Origin of the sequence: Pinisolibacter aquiterrae, assembly GCF_019160155.1 — a bacterium.
Taxonomy (GTDB): domain Bacteria; phylum Pseudomonadota; class Alphaproteobacteria; order Rhizobiales; family Ancalomicrobiaceae; genus Pinisolibacter; species Pinisolibacter aquiterrae.
The window spans coordinates 50,668-66,841 of record NZ_JAFNIH010000051.1 but is presented as its reverse complement, the minus strand read 5'-3'; the positions used below and the strand labels follow the sequence as shown (position 1 = coordinate 66,841).

The 16,174-nt window shown below is 69.1% G+C and carries 10 protein-coding genes and 1 CRISPR repeat array; of the genes, 6 read left to right on the top strand and 4 right to left on the bottom strand.

Features of this window, described 5'->3' with window-relative positions:
• Nucleotides 1–162 precede the first annotated feature (162 nt).
• Nucleotides 163–1,047: a CRISPR direct-repeat array (repeat unit 31 nt; unit sequence GTCGCCCCCTCACGGGGGCGTGGATCGAAAC).
• A 4-nt stretch (nucleotides 1,048–1,051) separates the two neighbouring features.
• From eutC to J3S89_RS20150, 4 genes are all read right to left on the bottom strand, one after another.
• Nucleotides 1,052–1,804, bottom strand: coding sequence for an ethanolamine ammonia-lyase subunit EutC (gene eutC / locus J3S89_RS20165; protein WP_217930567.1), 753 nt, complete (start codon nucleotides 1,802–1,804; stop codon nucleotides 1,052–1,054).
• Nucleotides 1,801–3,207: an ethanolamine ammonia-lyase subunit EutB gene (locus tag J3S89_RS20160; protein WP_217930565.1), complete on the bottom strand. Its 1,407-nt coding sequence runs from the start codon at nucleotides 3,205–3,207 to the stop codon at nucleotides 1,801–1,803. Before J3S89_RS20160 ends, eutC begins: the two co-directional genes overlap by 4 nt.
• 93 nt (nucleotides 3,208–3,300) lie before the next feature.
• A complete protein-coding gene (locus tag J3S89_RS20155) occupies nucleotides 3,301–4,362 on the bottom strand; it encodes an alkene reductase (protein ID WP_217930562.1) in 1,062 nt (353 codons plus the stop codon).
• A gap of 160 nt (nucleotides 4,363–4,522) precedes the next feature.
• A complete protein-coding gene (locus J3S89_RS20150) occupies nucleotides 4,523–5,896 on the bottom strand; it encodes a globin-coupled sensor protein (RefSeq protein WP_217930554.1) in 1,374 nt (457 codons plus the stop codon).
• A gap of 395 nt (nucleotides 5,897–6,291) precedes the next feature.
• Here J3S89_RS20150 and J3S89_RS20145 point away from each other — a divergent pair, with 395 nt between their 5' ends.
• The 6 genes from J3S89_RS20145 (at nucleotide 6,292) to J3S89_RS20120 (ending at nucleotide 16,164) form a co-directional block, all read left to right on the top strand.
• A complete protein-coding gene (locus J3S89_RS20145; RefSeq protein ID WP_217930551.1) occupies nucleotides 6,292–9,612 on the top strand; it encodes an EAL domain-containing protein in 3,321 nt (1,106 codons plus the stop codon).
• A 145-nt stretch (nucleotides 9,613–9,757) separates the two neighbouring features.
• The gene (locus J3S89_RS20140; protein ID WP_217930550.1) at nucleotides 9,758–10,351 is read left to right on the top strand and encodes a malonic semialdehyde reductase; all 594 of its coding nucleotides are present in this window, start codon (nucleotides 9,758–9,760) and stop codon (nucleotides 10,349–10,351) included.
• Between the two features lie 451 nt (nucleotides 10,352–10,802).
• Nucleotides 10,803–12,215: an ABC transporter substrate-binding protein gene (locus tag J3S89_RS20135; protein ID WP_217930540.1), complete on the top strand. Its 1,413-nt coding sequence runs from the start codon at nucleotides 10,803–10,805 to the stop codon at nucleotides 12,213–12,215.
• A 118-nt stretch (nucleotides 12,216–12,333) separates the two neighbouring features.
• Nucleotides 12,334–13,428 carry an ABC transporter permease gene (locus tag J3S89_RS20130; protein ID WP_217930538.1) on the top strand — a complete coding sequence of 365 codons (1,095 nt, stop codon included), beginning with the start codon at nucleotides 12,334–12,336 and terminating at the stop codon, nucleotides 13,426–13,428.
• Between the two features lie 10 nt (nucleotides 13,429–13,438).
• Entirely contained in the window at nucleotides 13,439–15,232 is a 1,794-nt protein-coding gene (locus tag J3S89_RS20125; RefSeq protein ID WP_217930515.1) for an ABC transporter ATP-binding protein, read from the top strand.
• Nucleotides 15,232–16,164, top strand: coding sequence for a GAF domain-containing protein (locus tag J3S89_RS20120; protein ID WP_217930505.1), 933 nt, complete (start codon nucleotides 15,232–15,234; stop codon nucleotides 16,162–16,164). Before J3S89_RS20125 ends, J3S89_RS20120 begins: the two co-directional genes overlap by 1 nt.
• Nucleotides 16,165–16,174: the final 10 nt, after the last annotated feature.

The following is a 16,174-nucleotide window of genomic DNA, read 5'->3' as shown; positions in this document are numbered from 1 at the left end:
CAACACCCTCCGCCCCCATTCGAGCCTCGGCGGCCTCGCGCCGTCGGTGTTCGCCACCCGGTCCGATCAGGGCCAGATCACCGCCGGACCAAACTTATGACCGGCAGGAAAATGGGGAGCACGTCAGTCATTCGCGGCTACAAGCCCGTCGACGTCGACGGCGTCGCCCCCTCACGGGGGCGTGGATCGAAACATGCGAGCCTCGCTCTAGATGATACGGACCTTCGGTCGCCCCCTCACGGGGGCGTGGATCGAAACTCGGCCGACGTCGCTGGGACGACCCAGGTGGGCGGTCGCCCCCTCACGGGGGCGTGGATCGAAACCTCGTGGCGGTGCCTGCGCGGGTCAACGAGTTGGGTCGCCCCCTCACGGGGGCGTGGATCGAAACCCGCCCCCGCCGATCCGCAGAAGCATCGTCCCGTGTCGCCCCCTCACGGGGGCGTGGATCGAAACACCGACGTCGGCGTCAACATTCGCAGGGGCTGGGGTCGCCCCCTCACGGGGGCGTGGATCGAAACGCCGCAACGGATGCGGCACATCAGGAGTATTGCCGGTCGCCCCCTCACGGGGGCGTGGATCGAAACACGAGCGGGAAATCGACAAATTCGCTCGGGCGATCACGTCGCCCCCTCACGGGGGCGTGGATCGAAACATCAGCCGATCGTCGGCCGTCGCCGCCAGAAGATGTCGCCCCCTCACGGGGGCGTGGATCGAAACCTCGACGACCCCCATTTCGAGAGTAGCTATTCGACCTGTCGCCCCCTCACGGGGGCGTGGATCGAAACTCCTCGCGCATTGGCGGCCCCGACCGAGGCCCGCGTCGCCCTCTCACGGGGGCGTGGATCGAAACGCCGGACTCGAGGGCCACGTGCGCCACGGCGCCGTCGTCGCCCCCTCACGGGGGCGTGGATCGAAACGCCGACGGCGCGGGCGCGGGCGCCTGTAACGGCGTCGCCCCCTCACGGGGGCGTGGATCGAAACGATGCGGAGTACCGAGCGGCGCTCGAGGGGCGGAGGTCGCCCCCTCACGGGGGCGTGGCCCGAAACTCCCTCACCCCGGAACCCGCCCGCCGCCGGGCGGGGGGAGGGCGGGGTCGGGGGCGGCTTCCTTCAGGTCGATGCCGGTGAGCCCGAGGCGCAGCGCCTCGCGGATCAGCCAGGCGAGCTTCACCGCGGCGTCCTCGGGCGTCAGCCCGTGGGCGTGGATGTTGGAGAGGCAGTTGCGCTCGCTGTCGCGCCGGCCCGGGCGGGGTGCGTGGGTCAGATAGGCGCCGAGACTGTCGGCGGCGCTGAGGCCCGGCCGTTCGCCGATCAGCACCGCCACCACCCGCGCGCCCATCGCCGCGCCGATCGCGTCGCCGAGCGCCACCCGCGCCTCGGACGCCAGCACGATCGGCCCGATCGTGAGCCCGTCGAGCCGGGCGATCGTCGCGTCGAGACACGGCACCGCATGCGCCTCCACCGCCGCCGAGGAGAGCCCGTCGGCGATCACGAAGACGACGTCGTACGGCCCCGCCGGCAGGCGCGCCGCCTCGCCCTCGCCGAGCCTGCGGCCGAGGTCGGGACGGCGCAGATAGGTCGCCCGGTCGGGCGCCGCGCTCGCCACCCGGATCACCGCGCGATCCGCGAGGGCGGCGGCCATCGCCTGGAAGGCGACCCGGCCGTGGACCGCGTCGCGCGCCGCCGCATGCGCCATCTGAAAGGCGAGCAGCTCGCGCGTCGGCAGGCCGTCGCCGGCGCGCCCGATCCCCACCCGCGCCCGCGTCGCCCGCCGCAGCGCCTCCCAACCGTCGTCGCCGCTCATGCCGCCCCTCCCGCCGTCAGAAGCCGCCGCGCCGCCGTCGTGCCGGCGCCGAGCGGCGGCACCCGGCCGCGATCGTCCGAGAGCCCCATGCGGCCGAGCCAGGCTTCGAATTCCGGCGCCGGCCGCAGCCCGAGCAGATGGCGTAGCCTGAGCACGTCGTGATGCGACAGGCTCTGATAGTTGAGCATGATGTCGTCGGCGCCGGGCACCGCGATCAGGAAGTTGACGCCGGCATTGGCGAGCAACAACGCGAGGTCGTCCATGTCGTCCTGATCGGCTTCGGCGTGGTTGGTGTAGCAGACGTCGACGCCCATCGGCACGCCGAGCAGCTTGGCGCAGAAGTGATCCTCGAGGCCCGCCCGGGTGATCTCCTTGGCATCGTAGAGATATTCCGGACCGATGAAGCCGACGACGGTGTTGACGAGGAGCGGCGAGAAGGTCCGCGCCACCGCGTAGGCCCGCGCCTCCACCGTCTGCTGATCGATGCCGTGATGGGCGTCCGCCGACAGCGCCGCGCCCTGGCCGGTCTCGAAATACATCACGTTCGTGCCGACGCTGCCGCGCTTCAGCAACAGCGCCGCCTCCCGCGCCTCCTTCAGCAACGCCAGCGAGACGCCGAAGCCGGCGTTGGCGGCCTGCGTGCCGGCGATCGACTGGAAGACGAGATCGACCGGCGCGCCCGCCTCGATCGCCGCGATCGTGGTCGTGACATGGGCGAGCACGCAGGACTGGGTCGGGATCTCGAACCGCTGCCGCAAGTCGTCGAGCACCCGCAGGAGCCGGATCGTCGCCTCGACGTTGTCGGTCGCCGGGTTGATGCCGATCACCGCATCGCCCATGCCGTAGAGGAGGCCGTCGAGCGTGGCGGCGACGATCGCCTGGGGGTCGTCGGTCGGGTGATTGGGCTGAAGCCGCGCGCCGAGCCGGCCGGGCAGGCCGAGAGTGGAGCGAAAGCCGGTGACGACGCGGGTCTTGGCGGCGATGGCGACGAGGTCGCCGTTGCGACAGAGCTTGGAGACGGCCGCGACCATTTCCGGCGTCAGGCCGGGCGCGAGCCGGGCGAGCACGCCGGCGTCGACCTCCCAGGAGAGGAGCCACTCGCGGAATTCACCGACCGTCAGCGAGGCGACCGGCGCGAAGGCCGCCGCGTCGTGGCCGTCGTGGATCAGGCGCGTGACCTCGTCGTCCTCGTAGGGGATCAGCGGCTCGGCGAGGAAGGTGGCGAGCGGCAGGTCGGCCAGCGCCATGCGCGCCGCGACCCGGCGCCGATCCGTGGCGGCGGCGATCCCCGCCAGTTCGTCGCCGGAGCGGCGTGGCGAGGCGCAGGCCATCAGGGTCGCGAGGTCGGCGAAGACGTGGCTCTCCCCGCCGTGCAGAATTCGGTAGCCGCCCGTCGCCGTCATCCCGTCGCTCGCTCCGTCGTCGCCGCGCCGCCGGTCACAATAGACCGGAACGCGGCGACGGCGAGAGTCTCGTGGGGTCGCGCCGCGCCGCGCTCAGCCGAGCGCGGGATAGTCGGTGTAGCCCTTCGGGCCGAGGCCGCCGACGCCGTAGAAGGTCGTCATGTCGAAGGGGGCGAAGGCCGCGCCGGTCTTCAGACGGCGGGGGAGGTCGGGATTGGAGATGAAGAACTTGCCCCAGGCGACGGCGTCGGTGCGGCCCTCGGCGATCGCCGCCTCGGCGGTCTCCGGGGTGAACTTCTCGTTGGCGATCACCGGCCCGCCGAACTCGCTGCGCAGGATCGGCATCAGCGAATCCGGCCCCTCCGCCTCGCGGGTGAAGAGGAAGGCGAGCTTGCGCTTGCCGAGTTCGCGCGCCACCACGGGGAAGAGTTCCATCGAATCGTCGTTGCCGGAATCGTTGGCGTCGCAGCGCGGCGACAGATGCACGCCGACCCGGCCCGCCCCGGCGACCGCGACCACCGCGTCGGTGACCTCGAGCAGGAAGCGCATCCGGTTCTCGATCGCGCCGCCGAAGTCGTCGGTGCGCAGATTGGTCTTGGTGGCGAGAAACTGTTCGATCAGATAGCCGTTGGCAGCATGGATCTCGACGCCGTCGAACCCGGCCTCGAGCGCGTTGCGGGCGCCGCGCGCATAGGCCGCGACGATGGCCGGGATCTCCTCGATCTCGAGCGCGCGCGGGGTGACGTATTCGCGCATCGGCCGAAGCAGGCTCGGATGGCCCGCCGGTCGCACCGCCGAGGGCGCCACCGGCAGCTCGCCGTGCAGATGGACCGGATCGGAGATCCGCCCGACGTGCCAGAGCTGCGCGAAGATCCGCCCACCGGCGGCATGCACCGCCTTGGTGACGCCCTTCCAGCCCTCGATCTGCTCCTTCGACCACAGGCCGGGCGTGTCGGGATAGCCGCAGCCCATCGGCATCACCGAGGTGGCTTCCGTCAGGATCAGGCCGGCGCCGGCGCGTTGAGTGTAATATTCGGCCATCAACGGGGTCGGCACGCGTCCCTCACCGGCGCGACACCGGGTGAGGGGGGCCATGATCACCCGATTGGGCAGAACGAGATCGCCGATGGTGAGTGGTGTGAAGAGCTGAGACATGGTCCCTCGTCCGAGACGGCGGTGAGAACGGAAAAAGCGTCCGGCTCGCGAGCCGGACGCCTCGAGCATATGGGAGTGCCGAGCCGCCCTCGCCAGGGGCGGGTCCCGTTTCCGGCCGAGACGCGACGACGCGGGCGCGCCGCGCGGTCGCGAGCCGGGATCAGGACCGCGCGCGGGCCGGTGCCGTCGCGGCCTCGTCGTGCAGCCGCTCCAGGAAGTCGCGCACCGCGTCGGCGAGCGCCGCCGATTGGCGGCCGAACTCGGCCGCCGCGCCGTTGACCTCGTCGGCGTTGCGGCTGGTCTCGCCGATCGCCGTCTCCACCGAGGCGACCGAACGCGCCAGCGTCGCGGTGCCCTCCGCCGCCTGGACCACCGAGTGGGCGATGTCGCGCGTCACCGCGCCCTGTTCCTCGATCGCCGCGGCGATCGAGCCGGTGACGCCGCCGATGTCGCGCATGATCGAGCCGATCTCCTCGATCGCGTCGACCGCCGCGCCGGTGCCGGTCTGGATGTCGCCGACCTGGAGCGAGATCTCCTCGGTCGCGCGCGCCGTCTGTCCGGCGAGGTTCTTCACCTCCGCCGCGACCACCGCGAAGCCACGCCCGGCCTCGCCGGCGCGCGCCGCCTCGATCGTGGCGTTGAGGGCCAAGAGATTGGTCTGCGCGGCGATGGCCTGGATCAGTCCGACGACGGTGCCGATCTTGTTGCCCGATTCCGCCAGCCGCGACACCGCCGAGGCCATCTGGGTGGTCATGGCGTTGGCGTGTTCGACGATGCCGGTCGCCGTCGAGATCTGACGCGAGATCTCCTCGATCGAGGCGTTCAGTTCCTCCGAGGCCGAGGCCACCGACGAGACCATCGACGAGGTCGTCTGCGCCGCCGACGACGCGCTCCCGGCCTGGGTCTTGGCGCCCTCGGCGAGGCTGGTGAGGGTGTGGGCGGTGCCCGCCATCCGGGTGGAATTGTCGCGAACGCCGTCGAGCATCAGCGCGCTGGTCGAGCGGAAGGCCGAGATCTGGGTCTCGAGATGCTGCCCCTGGCGGCTGCGCTCCTCGATCAGCACGTCCTGATAGACCGAGATCGCGAAATCCATGTCGAGCAGAACCGCCTTGTTGAGCGCGATGATCGACCGGGCGAGCGCCGCCTTGCGCCAGCCCGCCCCGGTGATCAGCAGCGTCACGATCTCGTTGAGGACGAACTGATAGCCGGCGATGTACCAGCGGGGCTCGAGGCCGATGCGATGATGAGCCCGGCCGATCGCCACCACCGACTGCGCGTAGTCGTCGTCGAACCGGCCGGAGAACACCCGCGCCCAATGCCGCTTCTGCGCGCCCGCGAGATCGGCGGCCCGCGACCCGATCAGACGGGCGAGCTCCGGCTCGCCGCGCGCATGGTCGTAGAAGCGCTCGAGGATGGCCGGAAGAGCCGGTTCGATCCGCGTCCACACGCTGCGCAGGTCCGTGCAGGTCGTCTGGTCGATCCGCGCATGGCGCAACCGCCGCGCGATGTCGATCGAAGTCGAAGTCTCAGTCATCCGTCGATTTCCTCGGCGCTTCACGACCCCGCGTCGCCGCGTGTGAGTAATCGTCGATTACTCGAAGGTGGTGGGGTTTTGCTCGGGTTTCGTCTTTGAAGGAATTGTATACTTGTTGATTTTCCGAACATCATGAAAAAGGATGATTAAGATCGAGTTAAGGGTCTGCCGAATACATTGACGTTGGGGCATGACGTAGGGCGAGGTATTGCTCGAGTAGGGTGGGCGTCTGCGCGCCGCTTTTGCCGGAGCTGTGCACGTCGTGGGCTTCACCGAATATTAGGGATGTCAAGAGAAGGTGAGCGAGCCGGGGAAGGGGCTTGTTCCCGAAGGAGAATTGTTCGGTGTTGGGACGCGTCGATCGACCCGTGAGGGCTGGGGAACCCCACCCGTGGATGCTCGCCGCGCTGGCGGTCGGACATCTCGCGCTCTCCGTCCTCTCGACGGTCTTCGACGACGTCGCCGCCTCCGCCGACGTGCCGTGGTTCGCCACCGGCTTCGCGATCGTGGCGATGACGCGCTTCTCCGGCCGGATGACGCTGGTCGGCGCCGCGACGGTCTTCGCCTCCGGCCTCCTCGCGCATCGTCTCGCCGGCGTCTCCCTCGCCGAGGCCGGGCCGCTGGCGCTGGTCGGAGTGGTCGAGGTCCTGGCCGGCCTCGTCCTGCTCTCGACGCAGAACCCCCCGGACGAGGACCGCACCCCCGTTCAATGGGTGCGCATCGTCGGACTGGTCGGCATCGTCGTGCCGGCCGCCGGGAGCGTGCTCGCCGCGCTGGTGGTGGGCCGTTTCCAGAGCACCGATCCCATGACCCTGGCGTTGGGCCGCTGGGTCGCCGAGAGCACCGGCACGCTGATCGTGCTCTCGATCGGCGAACTGGGTAATCGCCTGCGCCGTCGTGGGCGCTTTCGGGTCGAGGCGATGCTCGAGGCCGCCGCTCACCTGAGCCTGTCGCTCGCCATCGTCTGGGTCTCGGTCGCCACCGCGTCGGATCTCCTGCCGGTGGCGGTGATGCCGCTGGTCGTCGCCGGCCTGCGCCTTCCCGGACCCTGCGCCTCGATCTGCTCCCTGATCATGTTGTTAGCCGTCGCGGTGGCGCGCTGGGCTTCGGGCAACGTCATCGCCATGTCCGAGGCGACGCTGTTCCTGGCGACCTCGGCGCTGCTGGCGACCGTGCCGGTGTCGTTGTCGCTGCTGCGCGCCGATCTCGAGCGCGAACGCAACCGCATCGCCGCCAGCGAGCGCCACTTCCGCGACGCCATGCAGAAGTCCCCCTTCGGCATGGCGCTGCTCGATACCGACGGCGTCTGCTTCTCGGTCAATCGCGCGCTCTGCGAGCTTCTCGACTACGCGCCGGACGAACTGATCGGCCTGCGCTCCGCCGACATCACCGTCGGCGAGAGCCCGGAGGCGGTGGACGACCGCTTCGCGCGCCTCGCCCGTGGCGAGATCGCCGAATTCTCGCTCGAGAAGCAGTTCCGCAAGAAGGACGGCTCCCCGGTCTGGGTCTTCGTCGCGGTCTCCCTGGTGCGCGACGAGAGGAGTGGCCGCGCGCTCTATCTGATCGCCCAGATGAACGACATCGAGGCGCGCCGGCGCACCGAACAGGAGCTGGAACTCTCCGAGAGCCGCTGGAACTTCGCCCTCGAGAGCGCCGGGCAGGGGGTGTGGGACTACGACTACCGCCGCCGCGACACGTTCTATTCGCCGATGTGGTCGCGCATGCTCGGCTACGAGCCGGGCGAACTCTCCTGCGAGGGCGACGCCTGGCTGGCGCTGATCCATCCCCACGACCTGCCGCACCTGCTGCGCGAGGAACACCGCCATCTGGCCGGCGAGACCGAGCAGTTCGAATGCGAGTTCCGCATGCGCCACAAGGACGGGAGTTGGCTGTGGATTCTCGACCGCGGCAAGGTGATCGCCCGCGACGCGAACGGTCGCCCGCAGCGCATGATCGGCACCCATACCGACATCACCGAGAACCGCCGCCTGACCGAGGCCCTTCAGAACGAGAAGGAGCGCCTGCGCATCACCCTTCATTCGATCGGCGACGGCGTCATCTGCACCGACGCCCAAGGGCTCGTCACCTTCATCAATCCGATCGCCGAAGGCCTCACCGGCTGGTCGGCGAGCCTCGCCCTCGGTCGCCCCTGCAGCAGCGTCTTCCAGGTGGTGCGCGACGACGACGAGGTCGCGCCCTGTCCGATCACCCGGACCCTCGCCAGCCGCGAGCGCATCGCCGACAAGGACGGGATCATCCTGATCGGTCGCACCGGCGCCCGCATCGACGTGGAAGCGAGCGCCTCGCCGGTCTGCAAGGCCAACGGCGAACTGCTCGGCGCCGTTCTGGTGTTCCAGGACGTGACCCGCTCCCGCACGCTCCAGAAGGAACTCGCCCAGCTCGCCACCCACGACGCGCTGACCGGCCTGCGCAATCGCTCCGCCTTCGAGCACACGCTGACCGAGTATTGCAACGACGCGGCCGGCGAGGACGCGGTCCATGCGCTCTGCTTCCTCGACCTCGATCGCTTCAAGATCATCAACGACACCGCCGGCCACGCCGCAGGCGACGCGCTGCTGCGCGAGGTCGGCCGCCTGATCCGCGAGCAGATGCGCCGCCACGACGTCGTCGCCCGCCTCGGCGGCGACGAGTTCGGCGTCCTGCTGGTCGATTGCGACATCGACGACGCCCGCACCATCGCCGAGCGCCTGATCGAGAAGATCGGCCGGATCCGCTTCTCCTGGGCCGGTCGCGTCTACGAGGTCGGCGCCTCGGTCGGCATCGCCCGTCTCGACGCCGAGACGCCGCTCGCCGCCGACGTGATGAGCCGGGCCGACGTCGCCTGCTACGCCGCCAAGGCGGCCGGGCGCAACCGGGTCTCGGTCTACCACGTCTCCGAGGGCGACGCCCGCCGCCATCACGCCGAGTTGCACACCGCCGCCGGCATCCGCGCCGCCCTCGACACCGATCGCTTCGAGATCTACGCCCAGGAGATCCGCGATCTGCGCCCGAGTGGCCATCTCCATCGCCATGCCGAACTGCTGGTGCGCATGATCGACGACGACGGCCGGCTGCTGCCGCCCGGCGCCTTCATCCCCGCCGCCGAACGCTACGGCCTGATGGGCTCGATCGACCGCTGGATGATCCGCCGCGTGCTCCATCATCTCGACCACGCCATCCTGGCGGTGCCGCGTCTCGCGCTGTCGATCAACCTCTCCGCCAACAGTCTCGACGATCCCGGCCTTCTCGCCTTCCTCGCCGAGGCGCTGGAGAGTTCCTCGCTGCCGCCGCACCGTCTGCGCTTCGAGATCACCGAGACCTCGCTGATCAACAACATCACCCACGCCGGCCGGCTGGTCGAGGATCTGCGCGCCGCCGGCTACGCGATCATGCTCGACGACTTCGGCGCCGGTCTCTCCTCCTTCGCCTATCTCGAGCAGTTCCCGGCCGACTACATCAAGATCGACGGCAGCTTCGTCCGCAAACTCACCGGCAATCCGGTCGACCGCGCCATCGTCGAGAGCATCAACGACATCGGCCACAAGATCGGCGCCGTCACCATCGCCGAGTTCGTCGAGGACGAGACGACGCTCACGGAACTGGCGCGGATCGGCGTCGACATGGCCCAGGGCTATCACATCGCCCGGCCCGAACCCTTGGCCGACCTCCTGGCGCGACTGGCGCCGGAGGGGTCGGCGGCTCGGTCGGTGGGATGAGCGATCGGGCGCGATCCTCGAACGCAGTGTCGAACGAAACGCCCCTTGCGGCGCGCGCCCGGCATGATCACCTCCGAACCGACCGGACGGACGCAGGGCCGGCCTTCCCGTGGCCACGCGCCGCAAGGACAGAAAGCGAGATCCGATGACCTCTACCCCCACCCTCGACGGCGCCGCGCTCGACCTCTTGTTCCGTGAGGCCCGGACCCACAACGGCTGGTCCGCCGAGCCGGTCGATCCCGCGTTGCTGCGCCAGGCCGTCGATCTCGCCAAGATGGGGCCGACCAGCGCCAACTGCTCGCCGCTGCGCGTCGTCTTCGTGTCGAGCGTCGAGGGCAAGGAGAGGCTGAAGCCCTGCCTCTCCCCCGGCAACCTCGACAAGACCATGTCGGCGCCGGTCACCGCGATCCTCGCCTTCGACCCGGCCTTCTACGACAAGCTGCCCCAGCTCTTCCCCCATGCCGATGCCCGCTCCTGGTTCGCCGGCCAGCCCCACGCCGAGGGCGTCGCCCGCATGAACGCCGCCCTCCAGGCCGCCTATCTGCTGCTCGCCCTGCGCGGCCTCGGCCTCGACACCGGCCCGATGGGGGGCTTCGATGCCGCCGTCTGCGATGCCGCCTTCTTCCCGGACGGCTCGGCGAAGTCGCTGTTCCTGATGAACATCGGCCACGGCGATCCGGCGAAGCTGTTCCCGCGCTCGCCGCGCCTCGCCTTCGAGGAAATGGCGTCCTTCGCCTGATTCCTCCGCGCGCCGGACGACGATCCCGAGGGAGGCGGCGACGCCTCCCTTTTTTCGTGCCGACGCCGCTGCCGCTCCGTTTCGCATGCTTCAAAAATGAGCCGGCTGCCTCTCTTCGCTGATGCAGCATTGAGCAGAGGCGCCGCACGCGGCGGGTCGCGGAACCCCGCGAATTCGGCTCAATTCATTGTTCACATTGGAATTATCGAAGGCGCCCTGCGCTTGGCACGGCTCTTGTATTGAAGAGCGCGGTCAACGACGACCGACCGTCCGACGGATGGGAGCCCACAGACGGGCCTCCCTGTGTCAGGGGCGCCATCTTCCCGCGATCATCGCCTTCGTCCCGAGAGGGGGAGCGATCGAGACGCGGAGGATGTCGATCGTCGAGCGTCTTCGAGCGCGTGACCCCTGGTGATCCGAACCTGCCAGTTCGCTTTTTCGAGGGGTGACCATGACCGACCACCAGACCCGTTCCGGACTTTCGCGCCGCCGCTTCCTTCTGTCGGGCGCCGCCATCGGCGCCGCCGCCGTCGTTTCGACCTCGGTCGTCTCGAAGGCCGTAGCCGCGCCGCTGAAGCTCGAGAAGGACGTCGTCAAGCTGGGCTTCATCAAGCTCACGGACATGGCGCCGCTCGCCATCGCCCTGGAGAAGGGCTATTTCGACGACGAGGGCCTCCAGGTCGCGCTCGAGGCGCAGGCCAATTGGAAGGTCCTGCTCGACCGTGTCATCACCGGCGAGCTCGACGGCTCGCACATGCTAGCCGGCCAGCCGATCGGCGCCACCATCGGCTTCGGCACCCAGGCCGACGTCATCGCCCCCCTCTCGATGGATCTGAACGGCAACGGCATCACCGTGTCGAACGCCATCTGGGAGGAGATGAAGAAGCACGTCCCGATGGAGGACGGCAAGCCGAAGCATCCGATCTCCGCCGCCGCCCTGAAGCCGGTCATCGACGGGCTCAAGGCCGAAGGCAAGGCCTTCAAGATGGGGATGGTCTTCCCCGTCTCCACCCATAATTACGAGCTGCGCTACTGGCTCGCCGCCGGCGGCATCCACCCCGGCTTCTACAGCCCCGACAACGTCTCCGGCCAGATCCTCGCCGAGGCGCTGCTGTCGGTGACGCCGCCGCCCCAGATGCCCGCCACCATGGAGGCCGGCACCATCATGGGCTACTGCGTCGGCGAGCCGTGGAACCAGGCCGCCGTGTTCAAGGGCATCGGTGTGCCGGTGATCACCGACGACGAGATCTGGAAGAACAATCCGGAGAAGGTCTTCGGCGTCACCAAGAAGTGGGCCGAGGAGAACCCCAACACGCTCCTCGCCATCACCAAGGCGATGATCCGCGCCTGCATGTGGCTCGACGAGGGCAACGGCAAGAACCGCGCCGAGGCGGTGAAGATCCTCTCGAAGTCCGACTATGTCGGCGCCGACGAGAAGGTCATCGCCAACTCGATGACCGGCACCTTCGAATACGAGAAGGGCGACAAGCGCCCGGTCCCGGATTTCAACGTCTTCTTCAAGTATTTCGCCACCTACCCCTATTACTCCGATGCCGTGTGGTACCTCACGCAGATGCGTCGCTGGGGCCAGATCCCGACCGGCCGGACCGACGCTTGGTACGCCGAGACCGCCGAGAAGGTCTATCGCCCCGACATCTACATGAAGGCCGCCGAACTGCTGGTCGCCGAGGGCAAGGCCAAGAAGGAGGACTTCCCCTTCGGCTCCGACGGCTACAAGCCCGTCGACACCGGCTTCATGGACGGCATCGCCTACGACGGCAAGAAGCCCAACGACTATCTCGCCGCGCTGAAGATCGGCCTGAAGGGCGCCCAGAAGGTCGTCGGCAACGCCGTCGAGGGCTGAGCCCTTCTCCCCGGGGCGCGCGCGTTTGCCGACGGCCGCGCCGCCCCGCCGCCTCGCTCCGATGTTCCAGCACCCCGACACGCCGGCGCCTCGACGCCACCCCTGAAGGAAGCCCCCCATGACGATCGCCTCCGACACGCTCGCCACGGATGCCGCCAAGGCCGCCGACCGCGAGGCCCGCCGCCAGCGCTGGTTCACGCGCATCACCAAGGTCGAGGGCTATCTCTCGGTCCTGGGGCTGGGCTTCCTGGTGCCGGTCCTCAAGATGATCGGCGGCGACAATCTCAAGACGCAGGGGCGCGAACTGTGGCGCCTCGCCGGCGTGCCGGTGCTCGCCATGATGATCTTCCTCGGCATCTGGGGGGCGCTCGCCCCCCGCGTCCAGACCTCGCTCGGCGCCATCCCGGGGCCCGTCGAGGTGTGGGAGCAGTTCACGGTGCTGATGGCCGACCATTCGGCCGAACGCGCCAAGGAGAAGGCCTTCTATCAGCGTCAGGAGAAGCGCAACGCCGAGATCCTCGTCGCCGATCCCAAGGCCGAGATCAAGGTGCGCAGCTACGTCGGCAAGCCGACCTACATCGACAAGATCCTGACCTCGCTGAAGACCGTCTTCACCGGCTTCGTCATCGGCACGGTGGTGGCGATTCCGCTCGGCATCCTCGCCGGCCTGTCGCCGACGGTGAACGCCGCGATCAATCCCTTGGTGCAGATCTTCAAGCCGGTCTCGCCGCTCGCCTGGCTGCCGCTGGTGACGATGGTGGTCTCCGCGCTCTACACCTCGACCGACCCGATGTTCGAGAAGTCGTTCCTGGTCTCGGCGATTACGGTGACGCTGTGTTCGCTGTGGCCGACCCTGATCAACACCTCGCTCGGCGTCGCCTCGATCGACAAGGACCTGATGAACGTCGCCCGCGTGCTGCGTCTCGGCTGGGCCAAGAAGGTCTTCAAGCTCGTCATCCCCTCGTCGCTGCCGCTGATCTTCACCGGCATGCGCGTGTCGCTGGGCGTCGGCTGGATGGTGCTGATCGCCGCGGAAATGCTGGCCCAGAACCCCGGCCTCGGCAAGTTCGTGTGGGACGAGTTCCAGAACGGCTCCTCCTCCTCGCTCGCCCGCATCATGGTCGCGGTCTTCACCGTCGGCATCATCGGCTTCCTGCTCGACCGCGTGATGCTCGCGCTCCAGGCCGCCTTCACCGTCCAGGCCAAGCGTTGAGGAGCGAGCGATGAGCGAAGCGACCCCGATCCTCGAACTGAAACACGTCTCCAAGAGCTACGGCTCCGGCGACGGTGTCACCCACGTCCTCGCCGACGTGAACCTCTCGATCCGCGAAGGAGAATTCGTCGCCATCCTCGGTTTCTCCGGCTCCGGCAAGACCACGCTGATCTCGACCATCGCCGGGCTCGTCCAGCCCGACGCCGGCGAGGTGCTGATGAAGGGAAAGCCGGTCACCGAGCCCGGCCCCGAGCGCGGCCTCGTCTTCCAGTCCTATTCGCTGATGCCTTGGCTCACCGTCCACGGCAACATCATGCTGGCGGTGGAGACGGTGTTCCCCAAGGCCACGGCGGAAGAGCGCGAGGCGCGCGTCGCCAGGTACATCGCGATGGTCGGCCTCTCCCACGCCCGCGACCGCAAGCCGGCCGAACTTTCGGGCGGCATGCGCCAGCGCGTCGGCATCGCCCGCGCCCTCGCCATGAGCCCGGAGGTGCTGCTGCTCGACGAGCCCCTGTCGGCGCTCGACGCGCTGACCCGCTCCAAGCTCCAGGACGAGATCGAGCGCATCTGGGAAGAGGACAAGAAGACCGTCGTCCTCATCACCAACGACGTCGACGAGGCGCTGCTCCTCGCCGACCGCGTCATCCCGCTCACCCTCGGCCCCGGCGCCACCCTCGACCGCGAGTTCGTGATCGACCTGCCGCGTCCGCGCGATCGCACCGCCGCCAACCACGATCCCGAGTTCAAGCGCCTGCGCGCCGAAATCACCCAATATCTGATGGACATGGGCATCGAGCAGGGTTCGGGCGAGGACGACGGCAGCCGTCTGCCCGACGTCGTTCCGGTCCATTTCCGCGAGGACGTCGCCAGGATCAAGGCGGCCTTCGCCGAGGCCAAGAAGGCCGGCGAACTGCCCAAGGCCTGGGCCGAGGCCGCCCGCCCGAAGACCGGCATCGTCAATCGCTACGTCGAGTTCGACGAAGTGAAGAAGATCTACCCGACCCCGAAGGGCCCGCTCACCGTGGTCGACGGCTTCGACCTCGAGATGAAGCGCGGCGAGTTCATCTCGCTGATCGGCCATTCCGGTTGCGGCAAGTCGACCGTGCTCACCATGGTCGCCGGCCTCACCGACGTGTCGATGGGCGGCATCATCCTCGACGGTCGCGAGGTCGATCGGGCCGGCCCCGACCGCGCCGTGGTGTTCCAGGCGCCGAGCCTCTTCCCGTGGCTGACGGCCAAGGAGAACGTCCTGCTCGGCTGCGACGAGGTCTATCCGACCGCGACCCGGGCCGAGAAGGCCGATGTCGCCGAATATTACCTCGCCCGCGTCGGCCTCGGCGACGCCATGGACAAGCCCGCCTCCGACATGTCGAACGGCATGCGCCAGCGCGTCGGCATCGCCCGCGCCTTCGCGCTCTCGCCGAAGCTGCTGCTGCTCGACGAGCCCTTCGGCATGCTCGACAGCCTCACCCGCTGGCAGCTCCAGGAAGTGCTGATGGAGGTGTGGACCCGCACCCAGGTCACCGCGATTTGCGTCACCCACGACGTCGACGAGGCGATCCTGCTCGCCGATCGCGTGGTGATGATGACCAACGGCCCGAACGCCGAGATCGGCCGCATCCTCGAGGTCGACCTGCCGCGCCCGCGCACCCGCAAGGCGCTGCTCGCCCACCCCGACTACTACGCCTACCGCGAGCAGGTCCTGACCTTCCTCGAAGAATACGAACAAGGCGCGCACGGACCGGCGAAGGCCGCTCCGGCCGAGAAGAAGGCCGCCGGCAACGGTGGTCGGGAGGCCGCATGATGGACATCGCTCTGGACAAACCCGCCCGTACCTTCATCGAAGTGGCCGAGGTCTGGGTGCCCGAAGGGGACCGATTGGTCCTCGGTTCCGGCAACTACGGCACGCTCGCCGAATTCGCCGCCGTCTCCGGAGAGGAGAGCTTCGGCCGGGGTGAGGGCCTGCCCGGCAAGGCCTGGGCGGAAGCCCGGCCGGTGGTGCTGAAGGGCTTCGAGGGCTCCTATTTCAAGCGCACCGAGGCGGCGCGCGCCGCCGGTCTGACCAGCGCCGTGGCGGTCCCGGTCTTCGCCGGCGCCGAGCTGAAGGCCGTCCTGGTGGTGCTCTGCGGTGACGACGCGGACCGCACCGGCGCGATCGAGGTGTGGAAGGAGAAGGGCGGCCTGCTCACCCTCGACGACGGCTATTACGGCGCCGCCAAGCACTTCGAATGGGTCTCGCAGCACACCCAGTTCCCGCGCAGCCAGGGGCTCCCCGGCGGCGTCTGGGCGGCGGAGACGCCGATGCTGATGCGCGATCTCGGCTCGGGCTATCGCTTCATCCGCGCCGAGAGCGCCGGTCAGGCCGGCCTCACCACCGGCCTCGGCTTCCCCGTGCCGGTGCCCGGCGGCAAGGCCTTCGTCGTGACGCTCCTGTCGGCGCGCGGCACCCCGATCGCCCGTCGCTTCGAACTGTGGGACGCCCGCGCCGCCAAGGTCGGCAAGGCCCATGAGGCGGTTCTGGTCGACGGCATCTGCGCCCGCGAGGGGCCGCTGTGGAGCGAGGACGCCGAACGGCGTGTCGGCGCGTGGCAGGGCCTGATCGGCCGCGTCCTCGGCACCGGCGTTCCCCTCGTCGAGGGCAAGCAGCCCGGCCTCGCCGCCGGATACGACTCCATGGTCGCTCTCCCGATCCACGTCGGCGGCGAACTCTCCCACATCGTCGCTTGGTATTGCTGAGGAACAAAGG